Origin of the sequence: Marinactinospora thermotolerans DSM 45154 (assembly GCF_900167435.1) — a bacterium.
Lineage (GTDB): Bacteria > Actinomycetota > Actinomycetes > Streptosporangiales > Streptosporangiaceae > Marinactinospora > Marinactinospora thermotolerans.
On the sequence record NZ_FUWS01000005.1, the window covers coordinates 86,025 to 102,915 of the forward strand.

Here is a 16,891-nt window from a genome sequence, read left to right on the forward strand (position 1 = left end):
TTTCGGGTCGGAGCACCGTGGCCCGGGCGCGGGCGCCGGGCGCACGGAACGGGCACGGGGACGGGGGTGAGCGTGCCGGCAGCCGGGTTCCGCCGCCGGAGGTTCGCAGCCGGGCTGCTGGAGGGGAGCATCAGGCCGGCACCTCCTCGCGCCGCTTGCCGGGAGCGAGGACCCGCGGCCCGAGCTTGGGCCGGGACAGCCGGACCAGCCAGGTGAGGGCGGCGGCCCACAGCACGCCGATACCGCCGAGCACGAGCTGGCCGAGGAAGCCGTCGAACGGCTCCAGGTAGTCGGGGCTGAACAGCATGAGCAGCACCGCCATGCCGAGCGTGACGGCGATGATGATGCGCGTGGAGGTGCGCACCCGGGCGCGGTTGGCGGCGGCGCGGACCAGCATCGCCGACTGCTCGCGGGCGGACTCGGCCAGGGTGCCGAGCAGGGTGCCGAGGTCGGCGGCGTGCTTGGAGGCCGCGGTGCTCAGGGCCGCGGCGACCAGGTCGGCGGTGGGGTTGTCGACGTCGTCGGCGAACTCCGCGAGGGCCTCGTGCGGCGGGCGGCCCAGGCGCAGCTGCTCGCTGAGGCGGGCGACGTCGGCCTGGATGGGCGCCGGCGCGATGGGCAGGGTCGCGGTGATGGCCTGGTGCAGGCCGGAGGCGCCCGCCATCAGGTCGCGGAGCATCTCCGTCCAGGCGGCCACCGCCTCGATCCGCTCCACCTGCTGCTGGTGGTACCGGTCCGGGCCGAGCATGGCGGGCAGCCACCAGCAGCCGACCCCGGCGAGGAGCCCGGCGACCGGCCAACCGGTGACGGTCCACACGGCGACGGCGCCGACGATGGCCACCGTGAGCTTGAGCGGCCGGCCCTGCTCGAAGGGGGCGGAGCGCAGCCGGCGCAGCCTGCGGCCGGCCTCGGGGTCGGCGAGCGCGGCGAGGACCAGCCAGACGCCGGCGCCGATGACGGCGCCGGCCGCGATGACGGCGATGGTCTCGATCACACGGACCACCCGCTCACGTCGGCGTCCACGCGGAGCAGGGAGGTGTCGAAGCCGGCCTCGACCAGCGCGTCGATGGTCTCCGGTCCGGGCGGGGCGGCGGGCAGGGCCCGGCCGTCGGGGCCACGGCGGTAGATCTCGTTGGAGACGACCTTGCGGTCTTCGGCGCCGACGACTTCGCGGACGCTCGTCACCCGCCGGCCGCCGGTGGGCGAGGCGGACACGTGCACGACGAGGTGCACCGCCGAGGCGACCAGGGCGGCGGTCGCCTCCAGGGGCAGCCGCTCGGCGGATTGCGCGGCGTAGGCGCCGAACTTGGTGAACGCGCCGGCGGAGTCGCTGGCGTGCAGCGTGGTGAGGCTGCCGTCGTTGCCCTGGCTCATGGCGTTGAGCAGCGGCACGGTTTCGTGGCCGCGCGTCTCGCCGACGATCACCCGGTCCGGCGACATGCGCAGCGCGGTCCGCACCAGGTCGGCGATGGTGATCTCGCCGACGCCCTCGATGTTGGCGGGGCGGGCCTGCAGGGCGACGCAGTCGGGGTGGGCGGCGGTGTCGCGGTCGAGGCCGAGCTCGAAGACGTCCTCGATGGTGACGAGCCGCTCGCTGGGCGGGATCTCGGAGGCGATGGCGCGCAGCAGCGTGGTCTTGCCCGCGCCGGTGCCGCCGGTGATGACCATGTTGCGGCGGGAGCGCACGGCGGCGCGGAGCAGGGCGACGAGGGTGTCGTCGAGCGTGCCGAGTTCGCGGAGGCGCTCCAGGGTGGTGCTGGTGTAGCGGTGCCGCCGGATGGAGACGGCGGGTTCGCGGGCCACCTCCATGATGGCGTTCATGCGCTCGCCGCCGGGCAGCGGCATGTCGAGGATGGGGGCGCCGGGGTCGAAGCGCCGCTCGCCGGTGGTGGACTCGGCGGCGATGCGCCGCACCAGGGCGATGAGTTCCTCGGGGCTCTGGAAGACGGCGGGCCGCTGTTCCCTGCGGCCATCGGCGTAGCGGACCCACACCTTGGTGCCGTTGATGTTGATGTTCTCGATCTCGGGGTCGTCCAGCAGCGGCTGGAGCGGGCCGAGGCCGGACACCTGGGCGAGCACCCGCCGGGCGATCATCGACTCGGTGTCGGGATCGAGCACCGGGCGGCCTTGGGCGAGCGCGTCGCTGGCCACCTGGTCGAGGATCTGGGCGATGACGCGCTCGGCGCGGCGGCGGTGCTCGGGGCCGGTCTCCTCGGCGCCGTCGCGCATGGACGCGCTGAGCCGCCGGGTGGCTTCGGCCGCGACCCAGGTGGTCCACTCGTCGACCTGCCGCAGCAGGTCGCGGTCGACGACCTGGCCCGGGTCCTCGTGGAAGGGGATCTCGTCAGTGCTCATGCGGCCGTCCCCGTGGGCTGCGGGTCCGCCGGCGCGGGCTCGGCCAGGTGCCCGGCCAGGGTGGCGGCGGCCTTGAAGAGCGGGCGGCGCTGCGGGCGGGAGAGACGGCGTTCGCCGCGCAGGAAGGCGGCGGCCTTGTCGTCGGGGCCGATCTGGGCGAGCACCGGGATGCCCATGACGTTGGCGATCTCCTTGGCGGACTCCGCGCCGCCGACCACGACGAGCCGCAGGCGGCTGAAGGACTCGGTGAACGCCGGGGCGGACTCCTTGACCCGGCGCAGCTGGGCGGTGTCGTCGCGGGTGACGAGGAGCGCGGTGTCGGCCTGCAGTGCCAGCCGCGCGGTGGCGGAGCGCGGGGCGAGGCGGCCGAGGTCCGCGATCACCGCGGGTCCGGGGCCGGTGGCGAGCGTGGGGTTGTTGTCGGCGAGCAGCCGGACCGCTCCGCCGGCGCGGTCGGCGGTGACGGGGGCGACGCAGACGGGCAGGCCGCCGGGCAGGGTCTGGGTGTGGGCGCTGGGCCCCTCGCCCGCGCCGGACTGGCGGTGCCGGGAGGCGGCGGCGAAGTCGGTCAGTCCCGGGGAGGCGGGCAGCCGGTGCCAGGTGCCGATGTCGCCGCCGGCGGCGTCGGCCTCGACCAGCACGGCCCCGGACTCGTCTGGCCACACGCTGGCCAGCGCCATGGCGAGCGTCGTCACGCCCGGGGCGCCGCCCAGGGAGAAGAGCGCCACGGTGCGGGGCATCAGGCGCCCCCGTTCGGGGAGACCTGCACCACGGTGATCTGCTCGGCCGCGGCGGCGGCGGAGATCTGCGCGGCGTCGGCGGCGTCGACGACGAGTTCGATGACGGCCGGGCCGTCGGCCGCGGCGGCCTCGAAGGTCTGCACGTGGGCGGGGTACGCCTCGACTCCGGCGCCGCGGGCGCCGCCGGCCTGGCTGTTGGTGACGACGACCGACACCTGCGCGCCGGCGCGCAGGGAGACGGGGAACCGGCCGGGCGGCAGGGAGGCGCCGACCATGGCCTGGCCGGCCTCGGGGTAGCCGGCCTCGGCGCCGAGCGCGGTTTCGGGCAGGACGGCGCCCTCGGTGACCGGGACAGTGAGGGTGCGGCCGATGGTGGCGGCCAGCTGGTCCTCGCCGACCACGGAGAGGTCGTCGGTGCCGGAGAGCCGCGCGACCCGCAGGTCGCTGGCCGTGACGACGTGGCCGGCGGGCAGGTCGCCGCTGGCGACGAGGACGCCGCGGCGTTCGTCGAGCCCCTCGACGGCGAAGGCGGCCACCAGGCTGCCGGCCGCCATGAGCGCCACGCCGAACCCGAGCCAGCGCCAGCGCCGTGGCCCGCTGCCCAGCAGCCGGACCGGGGTCCCGCCGGCGGCGGGTGGCTTGGGTCCGGTCGTCGCTGTCTCCACCAAACTCTCCTCGTAGATCTGTGTCCGGGGGCGGGCGCCCCCGGCGGGTGCCGTCCGTGGCTTCCGCCGCGCGGCGGCTCCGGCCGAAAGGACCGGAGCGCGCCGGGTGTCACGGGGCGGACGGCACCCGGGGGTCGGTCGGGTCCGCTGGCGTGGCCGCCGCCCGGGGTGGGGGCTGGCCCGGGCCTCTGCGGGCCGGGCCGGCGGCGCGTGCGGCCCGTTAGTTCTGTCCGGCGTCGGTGACCAGGCTCTGCGACTCCTGGACCCGCAGGTCGATCTCCGACGATGTGGTGATGGGCGCCATCTCGCCGCTGCCGCCGTCGGAGGAGTCCCAGTCGACCCCCCAGGAGATTTCGGCGCGCACGGTGAACATCTCGTCGGGTTCGCCGATCGAGGAGCGCTCGTAGACGTGACCGCAGTCGGGCGATTCAGCGTCCGGCTCGTGCTGCTGCGGGTCGAAGGGGGTGCCCGGGCCCTCGCAGACCATCTCGGTGCCGTCACCCAGGATCCACTTGACCTGGGTGGGGGTGGCGGTGATGTTCAGGGACCAGCCGGGGATGACGGCGCTGGCGGTGGCGGGCTCCCACGACTCCTGGTCGAGCCAGAACCATACCGGCGTGCGGACCAGGATGGGCGAGTCGGGGCTGGGGGAGGTGACGATCTCGGGGGCGGGGACCTCGAAGGAGTCCATGGACTCCTGGATGAGCAGCTCGGGGTCCACCGGCGGCTCGCCTTCTTCGCCCTGGCCGCTGTAGTCGATGGCATCCCAGTCGATCGCGTCCCAGTCGACGGCGTCCCAGTCCACCGCGTCCCAGTCGATGGCATCCCAGTCGATGGCGTCCCACTCGGAGCCGCCGCCGGACTGGCTGCCGTTCTGGCCGCCGGTGCTGGGGGTGCCCGGGGAACCGCCGCGCTCCTGGAGCCACCGTAGCAGGACCGAGCAGCCGGATCCGCCGTTGGTGCCGCACTCGATCTGGCTGAGGAAGGAGGAGGACGAGGTGGGCTGGGCGTGCGCGGGGGATGCGCTCATCATCGCGATCGCCGTGATCGCCACCGCGGTGGCGGAGGTTCGTCTCAGCATGTGCCGGGCTCCCAGATTCGCAGTTCGGAAACGCGCCAGACGAGTCCGTCGTGGGTGACGTCGGCGTCGACGCGACGTTGCCCTCCTCCCCCGCCCCCGGGACCGATGGCCCAGGCCGAGTCGTCCAGGCAGTCGGTGATCTCGGCCTGTCCGGGCTCGGCGATCTCGACCTCGGGGTTCAGGACGGGTTCGCCGGACACCTGGGCGCCGGCGGCGCCCTCAAGGGCCTGGCGCATGATGATGAGGGCACCCCCGGTGGCGTGCCGGTCGAGTCCGTCGGGATCGGCGTCGCCCTCGTGTGAGGCGGCGACGACGAGGTCCCACATGTCGGTGTACGCCTGGAGTGCCGCTTCCTCGGCCGCGACGGTGGGGCTGGGGGCGGCGGGGGTGGCCGCGGAGTCGGCCGCGGGCTCCGTGGAGCTGCCGCAGCCGGCGGCGAGGAGGAGCACCGCGGCGCATCCCATCGCGGTCGTCCGGCGGCCCGCGCTGGAGGCCCTCATCTCCTCACCCCTGTTCCATCCGTTCTGACCAGCGGCATTCCAGGGTGTGGGGGCGGAAATGCGCTGGCTCCAAACGGTGTCGGGTACCGATTTTTCGACCGGCTCCGGCCGTTCCTTCGGCCTTTACCGTGAGCGATCCTAGAGGGCGGAATGACTAAAGGCAACCATTACTGGAAAGTATGACCGGACCGAAATACGGACGCGCGGTGACGCTGTCCCGTGCCCCCTCCCCGGTGGGACGGAGCACAGCCGGGCGCCGGGGGATCACGCGCTGCACGACACCGGCTCCCCCCGCCCAGCAGGGGTTTCCGCCACGCGGCCGCCACACCGGCGGCTGGCGGCGCGGGCGGCGGCCGGGGTGCGGGCGCCGCGCGTTTCCGTTTCCCGCGCAGCCGAATATCCGGCCACGTTTCACCCGCCGATCACGTTCACCACGACCGGCGGATACAGCTGGATGTCAGAAATGAAAATGATGGGTTAATTCGAGTCGCTGCCGACTCCATTTCTTTACCGAAATGCCATCTCCTGGCGGCGGCCGTGCCTGGGCGGGCATGCCACGGGGGGAGCCCACAGCCGCTCCCACCTGGAGCGGGACCCGTTGGGGCCGATCCGGCCACTCACCACCCCAAGGCAGGCATATGTGGCATCATATGCTCTTCCCGTTGGCTTCACGTGACCCCAGGAAAGTGGCGCACCTCACACACGCCCGCGACCTGGAAATTCGCGCCGTTCATCTTCGGGACACCACGTATTCCCATGTCACCGCTCGTCCGGCGGTAAGAGGACTCTGGCAGTGCGGCGAGCCCGCAGCCGGCCTCGCCGCCCCGGCGGCCCCCGTCCCCGTGCACTCCGGGCCCGGAGCCGACCGGGGGACACTAGCACCCGCGGGACGCCCGGGCGCACATGGCTAGAGTGTTCGAGCCCCGAGCCCGAACGGCAGCCTGGAAAGGGAACCCTGCCGATGGAGTACCGGACCATGACGCCGCACGCCCCCGCGCGCGGGCGCTGTTCGCCGGGGACCCGGCGCGCGCCGGCCCTCCCGCGCGCGGCCGTGCGCGGCACCGCCGCCGTCGCGCTGCTCGCCCTCGTTCCGATGGCGGCCCCGGCGCACGCCGCAAGCACCGAGCCCTCCGCTTCCCCCAGCGCCGCCCACTCCGCCTCCCCCAGCGCCGAACCGGCCGCGCTACCGCAGATCGCCTCGCTCAAGGCGGCGGACGACCCCTGCGTGAGCGCCGGCACCGACGTGGTGGCCGAGGCGCCGTGGACGCACAACGCGCTCGGGCTGGCCGAGGCGCACGAACTGAGCCGTGGATCGGGCACGACCGTCGCCGTCCTCGCCACCGGCGTGGAGGACGGCGCGGGGGCGCTCTCCGGCGCGGTGTCCGGCGCCGGCACCGACTGCCTCGGGTTCGGCAGCTTCCTCGCCGGGCTCGCCGCCGCCCGGCCGCAGTCCGACAGCGGATTCGTCGGTGTCGCGCCGGGCGCCCGGATCACCGCCGTGCCGACCGGCGAGGACGACACCGGTCTCACCTCCGCCGGCCAGATCGCCTCGGGGATCCGGGACGCGGTCGCCGCCGGCGCCGACGTGATCCTGGTCGGCACAGCAGCGCTGGCGGGCTCCGAGGCGCTCGACTCGGCGGTGGCCGCCGCCGTCGACGCCGACGCGGTCGTCATCGCCCCGTCGACGGCGAATGGCCCCGACGGCCCGCTGCCCGGCTACCCGGCGCAGAACCCCGACGTGCTGAGCGTGGCGGCGCACGACGTGGCGGGCGTCCCGGTGCGCGAGGCCCCGGTCACCGGGGAGGACGGCGAGACCGCCCGGGTGGACGTAACCGCGCCCGGCGACCGGGTCATGGGGGTGGGTCCCGGCGGGGACGGGCACTTCGTCAGCGCCGGTGACGGGGTGGCCGCCGCGTTCGTTGCCGGCACGGCGGCGCTGCTGCGCTCCCACGCCGCCAGCCTGACCGAGGCCCAGGTGCGGGAACGGCTCGCCGCGACCGCCTACGCCTCCCCCGATGGCGCCGATGACCCGCTGTCCGGCCACGGCCGGATCGACCCGCTGGCCGCCCTGACCAACCAGCCGGCCGCCGGCGACACCCGCGTGGCGGGTGACGAGTTCGTCCCCGACCCGTCGCCGCGTGGCTCGGTGGAGGCCGCCACCACGGCCGCGGTGGCTGGCGCCGCCGCGTTCGTCGTCGTCTTCTCGGTGCTGACCGGGGCCGTCCTGCGCAAGGGGCGGGCCCGCAAGTGGCGGCCGGCGGCGGCCGGCGAGCGCCCGCCGGACATCGACACCCGCTGGGGTCCCGGGCGGACGGTCCCGGACCGCGACGATTCCTGACCGGGCTCGCCGTCCCGGCGTCCGCGCCGCCGTGGCCGCTGCTCCCGCACCGGCCACGGCGGCGGTTCCGTCACTCGTCCCAGGGGCTGCCCTCGGCGATGGCGAGCTGGACCTCCACCGGGTCGCGCCGGGAGATCCACAGCGCCCGGCCCGGCGGCAGCTTCTGCGCCCGCACGTTGCCGAACAGCATGCCCTCCGACGGCGGGGTGGACAGCATGATCGTCGGGGTGTTGCCGTCGATGAGCCCGCGCAGGACCGGATCCATCGAGGCGCGCCCGAAACCACCCGCCGCGTGCACCACGATCAGGTGCAGGCCGATCTCGGCGCCCTGCGAGAGCATCGGGAGCAGCGGGGTCAGCGGTCCCGGCCCGCTGCCACTGACCATCTCCAGGTCGTCGACGATGAGGAACAGCTCCGGCCCGGTCCACCAGTCGCGCTTGCGGATGCGGTCTGGGGTGATGTCGGGGCCGGGAAGCCGCTCCTTCATGGCCCCCGCGGCGGCGGCCATCATCTCGCGCGCCGGGTCAGCGGCGACCGCGTAGCCCAGCTGCATCTCCGGCGGGATGGCGTCGTACAGCTCGCGGCGCTGGTCCACGAGCACCACCCGCGCGGTGTTCGAGTTGTAGTGGGTGCGGATGGCGTTGGTGATGTGCCGCAGCAGCGTGGTCTTGCCGGTCTCGGTGTCGCCGACCACAAGCAGGTGCGGGGTGGCGGAGAAGTCGTGCCAGAACGGCCGCATCCGGCGGCTCTCCAGCCCGAGCGCGATCTTGAGGCCGGTGGGGGTGAGCTCGGCCGGGGGCAGCTCCGCCGCGCGCAGCTTGAGGGGCAGGGTACGGACCGGCGGCGCCGAGGGGCCGTCCCAGGCGGCGCGCACCCGTTCGACGATCTCGTTCATGCCCTCGGAGAGGCTGACGGGGTCGGCGCTGCCATCGGCACGCGGTAGGCCGGTGAGGAAGTGGTGCTGGTCCTCGGTGAGGCCACGGCCGGCGATCCGGGGCACGGTCTTCGCCTTGCGCATGTTGATCATCGAGTCGACGGAGTCGCCCAGCCGCAGCTCGAAGCGCGTGCCCATCAGGTCGCGCACCCCGCTGTGGAAGTCGGACCAGCGCGGCGAGGACGCGACGACGTGCACCCCGTAGTTGAGGCCGCGCTGGGTGATCTGCACGATCGGCGCGATGAGGTCCATGAAGTCCTGGCGGATGGTGGACCAGCCGTCGATGACGAGGAAGACGTCACCGTAGGGGTCGTCGGCGAACTCCCCGGCGGCGCGGCGGCGCCGGTAGGTGTTCATGGAGTCGATGCCGTGTTCGGCGAACTGCGCCTCGCGGCTGTCGAGCAGTTCGGTCAGCTCCATGATGGTGCGGTTGATGCGGCGGGCGTCGGTGCGGCCCACGACGCTGCCGACGTGCGGCAGGCTGCTGAGCGCCTGCAGCACGCCACCGCCGAAGTCCAGGCAGTAGAACTGCACCTGGGTCGGGGTGTTGAGCACCGCGAGGGAGGTCATGAGGAGGGCGAGCAGGGTGCTCTTGCCGCTCTGCGGGCCGCCGGCGATGCCGACGTGGCCGCCGGCCCCGGTGAGTTCGGCCGTGAGCGGCTGCCGCAGCTGCTCGAAGGGGCGGTCGATGATGCCGAGCGGCACGGTCAGCTTGCTGCTCTCAGACCAGAGGAGGCCGCCCTCCGGCAGGGTGACGCCCATCATGGACAGCAGCTCGTCGATGAGCGGCGGGACGCCGAGCGGCGGCAGCCACACCTCGCGGGCGGGCGGGCCCTGCTGGTACAGCCGGGCGAGCGCCACGCCGAGCAGCGGCTCGGCGGTCTCCTCCGTGGTCTCCTCTTCCTCGACCTCCTGGACCGGCGCCCGGCCCGGCACGTAGGCATCCAGGAACGGCACCACGTCGGCGAGGGCTTCGCTGCGGGCGATGCTGCGCTGCCGGGCGTGGTACGGGCCGGACACGTAGGCGGCCTTGAACCGGGTGAGGGTCTCGGTGTCGCTCTTCAGGTACCCGTTACCGGGCGCGGAGGGGAGCTGGTGGGCGTCGGGGACGCCCAGGACGCCGCGGCTCTCGATGGCGGAGAAGGTGCGCAGGCCGATCCGGTAGGAGAGGTGGCTCTCCAGCTGGTGCATGCGCCCTTCGTCGAGGCGCTGGGAGGCGAGCAGCAGGTGCACGCCGAGGCTGCGCCCGAGCCGGCCGATCATGACGAACAGGTCCATGAAGTCACGGTGCGCGGCGAGGAGCTCGCTGAACTCGTCGACGACGACGAACAGCGTGGGCATCGGCTCCATGGTGGGGTCGGCCTGCCGCGCCTTCTCGTACTCGTGGATGGAGCTGTAGTTGCCGGCGGCGCGCAGCTGCTCCTGGCGGCGCACCAGTTCGCCGTGCAGGGCGTCCTGCATGCGCTCCACGAGGATGGCTTCGTCGGCGAGGTTGGTGATCAGCGCCGAGGTGTGCTGGAGGCGGTCAAGGCCGATGAAGGTGGCGCCACCCTTGAAGTCGACGAGGATGAAGTTGAGCGTCTCGGAGGAGTGGGTCAGCGCGAGGGCGAGCACCAGGGTGCGCAGCAGCTCGCTCTTTCCGGACCCGGTGGCGCCGATCAGCATGCCGTGCGGGCCCATGCCGCCGAGCGCCGACTCCTTGAGGTCGAGCTCCAGGGGCGCGCCGTCGGCGGTCATCCCGATGGGGACGCGCAGCCGGTTCTTCGGGTGCAGCTCCGACCACATCCGGTGCACGTCGTGGTTGTGCAGGTTGGGGATGCCGAGCAGCGTGGTCAGCTCGAAGTCGGTGGTCAGCGGCTCGGTGATCTCCTGGGCGACGCTGACCCGGTAGGGGGCGAGCAGCCGGGCGAGGCTCTCGGCGCGGGTCCGGCTGAGCTGGTCCGGCCGGCCGAGCGGGGAGTACACGGGACGGCCGCTGTGGTCCTGGGAGATCATCTGCAGCCGGTCGCGCGCCACGTCCAGCGCCAGGGTGTAGGGGTCGTACTCGGGCGGCAGGGGGTCGTCCACGTCGATGATGACGGCGTTGCGGAACCCGCCGCCGGTGAAGCGTGACCCGGGCGGGATCTGCCCGCCGTCCACGATGATCACCGTGTACGGCTCGTCGCGGCTGGGGACGGCCGTCGGGTCGAACCGGGGGCGGTCGGCGAACTCCTCGCCGATGAGCCCCTCCAGTTCGACGGCGTCCTGCGCCAGCAGCCGCAGCGGGCCAGCGCCGTCGTGCTCGGTGGGGTGCTGGGCGTGAGGCAGCCACTTCAGCCACGACCAGTGGGCGCGGCGGTCGTCCGCGACGCAGGCGGCGACCCGCAGGTCGTCGTGGGTGTGGAAGACGACGAGCTGGCCGATGAGCGCCCGCACCATGGCCCGGGACGCCTCGGCGTCGCCGCGCAGCGACATGTGCGCGTAGCCGCGCAGGTAGACCGAGATGGGCTGGTTCTCCACGGTGGCGTAGGCCCGGATGAACCGGCGCAGGGCGTGCGCGCTCAGCGGCTCGAGGTCCTCGACCGGCTTGGAGGAGACCGGGGAGATGGTCATGCTCATCTCCTGCTCGCCGACGGCCAGCCGGACCTCGGCGAAGTCGTCGTCGGTGGAACGGCGTTCCCAGAGCCGGGAGGTGCGGACGATGGACCAGAGCGCGTCCGGGTGTGGGGCGCGCCACAGCATGGCGTCCCGCTGGTCGATGACGACCTGGCGGAGCCGGGTGCGCATCTGGCCGAGGTAGCGCAGGTAGTCCCGCCGGTCGTCGTTGAGTTTGTGGCGGCGTTCCAGAATGGTGCGCACGTACTGCCCGGCGAGCATGAGCACCGCGCCGGTGAGCATCATGCCGCCGACGATGTAGGGCATCACCCCGTTGCCGGATCCGCCGGGCCGGATGAACAGCATCATCATGGCCAGTGAGGTCATCGCCATCGGCAGATACATGAAGACCGACGAGACGCTGGACTGCATCTCCGGCAGTTCCGGCGGCTCTTGCAGGCTGATATCGCCGGAGGGCATGTCGGGCCCGGGACGCCTCGGGGGCCGGCGGATGAGGATGGTGCTCACAGAATGATGTCCTCCTGCACCACCATGGGGGCGGTCTGAGATGAAATGTCCGTATTGGTGCTACGCGTGGCAATGACGAACTACAGCACGCGCCCAAAACGGTATCGTTACGACTTAAGGTCACATGACCAAAATCTTGGTCTCACCCAATTCCAAAAGGGGTGGGGCGATGTTAACGTCCTCCCCGTCTGCCGCGCAGTCCCGCACCCCACGAGTAGGCCCGTATGAGCGACCCCACCGCCACGGAGCTGTGCCGGCTGGTGATTCGAGCCCCCAGCCGGTCCTTCGAGATCGCCGCCCCCTCCGACGTGCCGATCGCCGAGCTGCTGCCCACCTTCGTGCTGTACGCCGAAGGAGACGAGGGCGAGGACCTCGACGAGAGCGGCCTGGAGCACGACGGCTGGGTGCTGCAGCAGCTCGGGGACGACCCCCTGGACGAGGACGAGACGATCCGCTCGCTCGGCCTGTGCCACGGCGAGACGCTATACCTTCGGCCCCGCCGGGACCAGCTTCCCCCTATCCACTTCGACGATCTCATCGACGGTGTCGCCAACGGCATGGCCGAGCGCCCCGACCGGTGGCGCCCGGCCTTCACCCGGATGCTGCTCCAGGGCCTCGGCCTGAGCGTGCTGTTCCTCGGGCTGGCTGTCCTCTACCTGGGCGGCGCCGGCCACCTGACCGCACTGATCGGGGCTTCCTCCGCGGTACTGATGCTGCTCGCCGCCTGGGCGTCCTCCCGGGCGATGGGCGACCCGCTCGCGGCCACCGGCCTGGCCGGCGCCGCGCTCCTCTACATGACGCTGGCCGGCGCCGCCATGCCCACCGGGGAGCCCGGCACCACGCTGCTCGGCGCCCGGATCCTCACCGGATCCATGGCCGGCGCCGGGGCGACCGTCCTCGGCCTCGCCGCCGTCGCCGGGTCGGTGCCGTTCTTCCTCGGCGCCCTCGTCGTCCAGATCTTCGGTGTCCTCTTCGCCGTCTTCCTGATGTTCCTGCCCAGCGCGACCCTGTCCGGCTGCGCCGGCCTGGTGGGGCTGCTCGCTCTGCTGGTGAGCACCTTCGCCCCGCAGCTCGCCTTCCGCATCTCCGGAATGCGGCTGCCACCGCTGCCGGGCAACCCCAAGCAGCTCCAGGAGGCCATCGAGCCCTACCCGGCCCGCGACGTCCTGGACCGGACCCGGCTCGCCGACGGCTACCAGAGCGCCCTGCTCGCCTCCACCGGCCTGGTCCTCGCCGGCTGCCTGGTGATTCTGGCCCGCGCCTCCGGCTGGGTGCCCATCACGCTGTGCATCGTGGCCGCGCTGATCATGCTGCTGCAAACGCGCGGGCTGGCCAGCGCCTGGCAGCGGATGTTCATGGTGGCGCCGCCGTGTGCGGGGCTGACCGCCCTGCTGTTCTCCTTCGTCTGGGACGCCGAGGTGCTGGCCCGGCTGCTGACCCTGCTCGGGCTGTACGCCGTGGTCACCTCGCTGGCGCTGGTCTCGTGGACGCTGCCCGGCCGCCGCCCGCTGCCGCACTGGGGACGCGCCGCGGAGATCATCCAGTCGCTGCTCGCCGTGGCGCTGGTGTCCCTCGTGCTCGGCAACCTGGGCGTCTTTACCGCCCTGCGCGGGATCGGCGGGTGACCCTGTGCAGACACGACGCGACCGGGTCCAGGCGCACACCTTCGTGGTCGGGCGGCTCGGCACGGCCATGCTCGAAGCCGACCCCGACGCGGTGGACGCCCCAATGCGCCGCACCCGCACCGGCTCCTTCATCGGGCTGGCGATCGGTGCGCTGCTGTGCGTGGGTTTCCTGGTCTTCGGGCTGATCTTCCCCGGCGGTGCCCAGTCCTGGCGGCAGGAAGGCCGGCTCATCATCGAGAAGGAGACGGGCGCCACCTACCTCTACTCCGGCGGCGTGCTGCGGCCGGTCGCGAACTACGCCTCGGCCCGGCTGATCCAGGGCGCGGAGATGACGGTGGCATCGGTGTCCAGCGCGTCCCTGGAGGGCGTGCCCAAGGGCGGCACGGTGGGCATTGCCGGCGCGCCCGACACGCTGCCGGCCCCGGAGGGCGACCCGCAGACGTGGCTGCTGTGCGCCATCCCGCCGACGTCCGAGTTCGACGCCCGCACGGCCCTGACCGTCACATCGGGGGCTGATGTGGCCGCCCTCCCCTCCGACTTCGGGGTGCTGGTCGCCGACCCCGAGGGCGGCCGCCACCTGCTCTGGCGCGGCACCCGGCTGCGGCTCGACACCGACAACGGCGCGCTGGAGGCGCTCGGCTACGGCACCAGCCCCGTCCTACCGGTGACCAGCGCCTTCCTCGACACCGTGCCGGCCGCGCCCGACCTCGCCGCCCCCACCGTGAGCGGTCTGGGCGAAGAGGGACCGGCCATCGCCGGACGCCCGGCCACCGTCGGCCAGATTTTCGTCGTCAGCGGCGACGGGCAGCCAGACCAGTACTACCTGCTCACCCGCGACGGGCTGGCCCCGCTCACCGCGACCGAGTCCCGGCTGCTCCTCACCCACCCCGCCGTGCGGGCCGGCGCCTACGGAGGCGAGACTCCGGCCGCTATTTCGCTCACCCCCGCCGACCTCCGGGGCGTTCTCGCCGAGGACAGCACCATCGACCGCCCCGAGGACAGCCCGCTCCCGGCCAGCCCGCCGGAGCTGGTCCCCCTGGACGGCGACACCGCCTGCCTGCGGCTGGGTGACGACGGCGGACTCGGCCTGGCGATCCGGCCGGTCAGTGACATCCAGGCGTGGCCGGTGCAGGAGGCGCCCGAGATCGCCCCCGGCTGCCCCACCCCCGACCTCATGGGCATCCCGTCCGGCGGCGGCGCCCTCGTGGAGGCACGGCCCGTGGGCGGCAGTACCGAGACCCCGACCTACTACATGGTCACCGACGCCGCTGCTAAGTTCCCCGTGTCAAACCCCGACACGGTCGGCGCCCTCGGTTTCGATCCGGGCGCGGCCACCCCCGTGCCGACGTCGTTGCTGAGGCTGATCCCCACCGGCCCACTACTGGCTCCCGATGCCGCGCCGCTTCCCCTGGCGCAAAATCCGGAACCACCGCAGACCGACTGTCCCGAGTGAACCGATCGACGACCGAAAGGACCGGGTCCCATGAACCAGATGCAGAATCTTGACGCCGCCAACCAACAGGCGGCGGATGCCCTGGAGACCTCGCACACCACCTGCAACAACGTCTACACCAGCGTCGACGCCGCCCGCGACACCCTGCGGGGCTCCTGGGCGGGTGGCGCCGCGAACAAGTACTTCGAGGCCCTCGCCCTGTGGCTGGAGGAGCTGCGGATCATCACCAACGAGATGAACAACATGATCGGCAACTACGGCGGCACCGTGCAGCAGATGCACGCGGTGGAGGACGAGAACATCGTCCAGGCGTCGAGCTGGAACAACGTCCTCAACCCGAACTAACCGTCATCGCACCGGCTCGGGACGGGTACGTCCACGCGCCACCCCCAGTGCCCCCGGCTCTCCACCCCCACACGCAGGAGGATGCTCCATGACTGACGGCTTTTCCATGAAGTACCAGGGCGCGGCGCTGACCGAGGACGCCCTCCGCCAGCAGACCGAGGTCGTCGCGAAGGCGATCGAGGACCTCGCCGCGCGCATGCAGGTCATCAAGCAGCAGAACATCGGTTTCGCGTCGGACGAGTTCGACACGGCGGTCGCCAAGTGGCGGCTGCACGTCGATGACATGCGCACGCTGCTGAACAGCGGGCAGCTCGCGCTCGGCAACATCGCGCAGAACTACAACGCGACCGACCGCCGCGAGGCCGCCCGGTGGCAGGCCCTGCAGTAGTGACGCCCCGGAGGGCGGTTCCGGGCGACCGTCCGTGACCGCCCTCCCCCATCGGTGACCGGCCCACGCGGGGCCGGTTGGGTGACAACAGCGAGGAGGAGCCCGTGCCCGAGCTGCACGAGACCATGAACATCTTCGCGGACTCCAAGGAGGACGGAGCGCACCCGCCCATGCCCGCGATGAGCGAGGTCACCAAGGAGCCCTGGCTCACGCACGGGTACTACCACTTCGGCAAGGTGTGGAACTGGCACAAGTTCGAGAACATGAACTTGTGGTTCAGCTGGAACGAGACGGTCGGTTACTACACGACGACGGACTATTCCGGTTACTGGTTCGAACCGAATCTGTACGCGGCGGACTCGATCGAGAACAAGTTCCGGCAGCGGCTGATCGACCTGCGCAACGTCATGGTGGTCGGCACCTCGGTAAGTTCCCAGAACTACTCGACCCAGACGCACTGGGACATCGCGTCCCTAATCGCGAAGGCGGACGACTTCTTCGTCACCCAGCGCGACGGCATCTTCGAACAGTTCAAGAAAATCGACGTCCCGGACAGCCCGATGCAGGGCGACGGCGCCGCAGCGTTCGCCGCCCACCTGTACAAGCTGGGCACCTACCTCGAGTCGCTGACCCAGCAACTGGACGCCTTCCACAACGCCGTCAACGATGTGCGTCCGGGCATCTTGAGCGCGATCAGGACGCTGGCTCAGCAGATCGACAACTGGAACGCCAACTACAAGGGCATCTACGACCTCGTCTACGACTGGTACAACACCGCCAACGCCAACATCCGGTTCAACGAACCCCGTGACCAGATGGAAGTCCTCGTCAACCCGGACACGAACGACTGGGGCATCGTGGGTGACGCGCCGACCGACGCCCGGGTCAACGCGCTGCTGCACGACCGCTGGCGGAAGCAGCTCGACGGCGTCGTCGACGCCGCCGTAGAGCTGCACGAGAAGATGGGCACCCACTACGACTCCATCGCCGGCCGGGTCCCGCGCATCCTCCCTATCGCGGGCAACCAGCCGCCGGGGTACACACCGCCTGGCGGCGAGGGCGGTCCGGGCGGTCCGGGCGGTCCCGGCGGCGACAATCCGTGGAATGACCCGCCGGACTGGCTCAACGAGTACCTGAACACTCCGCCGCCCAAGCTGGAGTTCGGTCCGCCGCCGGACTACCAGGTCCCGCCCCCTCCGGGCCCGGGGCCGGGCAGCGGCATGCCGCCGCCTGGCGGCGGCAACTTCCAGCCGCCCCCCATGCAGTCCTTCAGCGGCCCGGGGGCGGGCAGCAGCATGCCGCCCCCGCCCGGAAGCGACTACCAGCCGCCGCCCATTGAGTCCAGCGGCCCGGGGGCGGGCAGCA

Annotated in this window: 12 protein-coding genes and 1 pseudogene; 6 read left to right on the forward strand and 7 right to left on the reverse strand. The window is 72.4% G+C overall.

Translation table 11 applies throughout. The annotated features are described in order from the left end of the window. Window positions 1–130 precede the first annotated feature (130 nt). The 6 genes from B5D66_RS10370 to B5D66_RS10395 form a co-directional block, all read right to left on the reverse strand. Complete coding sequence (locus B5D66_RS10370; protein ID WP_078761477.1) at window positions 131–1,003, reverse strand: type II secretion system F family protein; 873 nt, start codon at window positions 1,001–1,003, stop codon at window positions 131–133. Continuing rightward, window positions 991–2,355, reverse strand: coding sequence for a TadA family conjugal transfer-associated ATPase (locus B5D66_RS10375; protein WP_078761478.1), 1,365 nt, complete (start codon window positions 2,353–2,355; stop codon window positions 991–993). Before B5D66_RS10375 ends, B5D66_RS10370 begins: the two co-directional genes overlap by 13 nt. Further along, on the reverse strand, window positions 2,352–3,095 hold the full coding sequence (locus B5D66_RS10380; protein WP_078761479.1) for a CpaE/TadZ family protein: 744 nt from the start codon (window positions 3,093–3,095) through the stop codon (window positions 2,352–2,354). Before B5D66_RS10380 ends, B5D66_RS10375 begins: the two co-directional genes overlap by 4 nt. Further along, window positions 3,095–3,760: an SAF domain-containing protein gene (locus tag B5D66_RS10385; RefSeq protein ID WP_235000906.1), complete on the reverse strand. Its 666-nt coding sequence runs from the start codon at window positions 3,758–3,760 to the stop codon at window positions 3,095–3,097. The genes B5D66_RS10380 and B5D66_RS10385 overlap by 1 nt, the downstream gene beginning before the upstream one ends. 220 nt (window positions 3,761–3,980) lie before the next feature. Further along, the gene (locus B5D66_RS10390) at window positions 3,981–4,841 is read right to left on the reverse strand and encodes a hypothetical protein (RefSeq protein ID WP_078761481.1); all 861 of its coding nucleotides are present in this window, start codon (window positions 4,839–4,841) and stop codon (window positions 3,981–3,983) included. Beyond that, window positions 4,835–5,341: a hypothetical protein gene (locus tag B5D66_RS10395; protein WP_078761482.1), complete on the reverse strand. Its 507-nt coding sequence runs from the start codon at window positions 5,339–5,341 to the stop codon at window positions 4,835–4,837. Before B5D66_RS10395 ends, B5D66_RS10390 begins: the two co-directional genes overlap by 7 nt. Window positions 5,342–6,302: 961 nt before the next feature. Here B5D66_RS10395 and B5D66_RS10400 point away from each other — a divergent pair. Beyond that, the gene (locus B5D66_RS10400) at window positions 6,303–7,679 is read left to right on the forward strand and encodes a S8 family serine peptidase (protein WP_235000907.1); all 1,377 of its coding nucleotides are present in this window, start codon (window positions 6,303–6,305) and stop codon (window positions 7,677–7,679) included. A 70-nt stretch (window positions 7,680–7,749) separates the two neighbouring features. Here the strand turns inward: B5D66_RS10400 and eccCa are convergent, their stop codons facing one another. Further along, the gene (eccCa, locus tag B5D66_RS10405; protein WP_078761483.1) at window positions 7,750–11,715 is read right to left on the reverse strand and encodes a type VII secretion protein EccCa; all 3,966 of its coding nucleotides are present in this window, start codon (window positions 11,713–11,715) and stop codon (window positions 7,750–7,752) included. A gap of 224 nt (window positions 11,716–11,939) precedes the next feature. Here eccCa and eccD point away from each other — a divergent pair, with 224 nt between their 5' ends. The 5 genes and pseudogenes from eccD to B5D66_RS25450 all read left to right on the forward strand — a co-directional run. After that, window positions 11,940–13,340 carry a type VII secretion integral membrane protein EccD gene (gene eccD, locus B5D66_RS10410; protein ID WP_078761484.1) on the forward strand — a complete coding sequence of 467 codons (1,401 nt, stop codon included), beginning with the start codon at window positions 11,940–11,942 and terminating at the stop codon, window positions 13,338–13,340. 4 nt (window positions 13,341–13,344) lie between these two features. After that, complete coding sequence (gene eccB, locus B5D66_RS10415) at window positions 13,345–14,793, forward strand: type VII secretion protein EccB (RefSeq protein ID WP_078761485.1); 1,449 nt, start codon at window positions 13,345–13,347, stop codon at window positions 14,791–14,793. Between the two features lie 30 nt (window positions 14,794–14,823). Then, complete coding sequence (locus B5D66_RS10420) at window positions 14,824–15,138, forward strand: WXG100 family type VII secretion target (protein ID WP_078761486.1); 315 nt, start codon at window positions 14,824–14,826, stop codon at window positions 15,136–15,138. Between the two features lie 88 nt (window positions 15,139–15,226). Further along, window positions 15,227–15,526, forward strand: a complete 300-nt coding sequence (locus B5D66_RS10425; protein ID WP_235000908.1) for a WXG100 family type VII secretion target — start codon at window positions 15,227–15,229, stop codon at window positions 15,524–15,526. 104 nt (window positions 15,527–15,630) lie between these two features. Continuing rightward, window positions 15,631–16,891, forward strand: a pseudogene (locus B5D66_RS25450) (hypothetical protein); the annotation flags it as partial.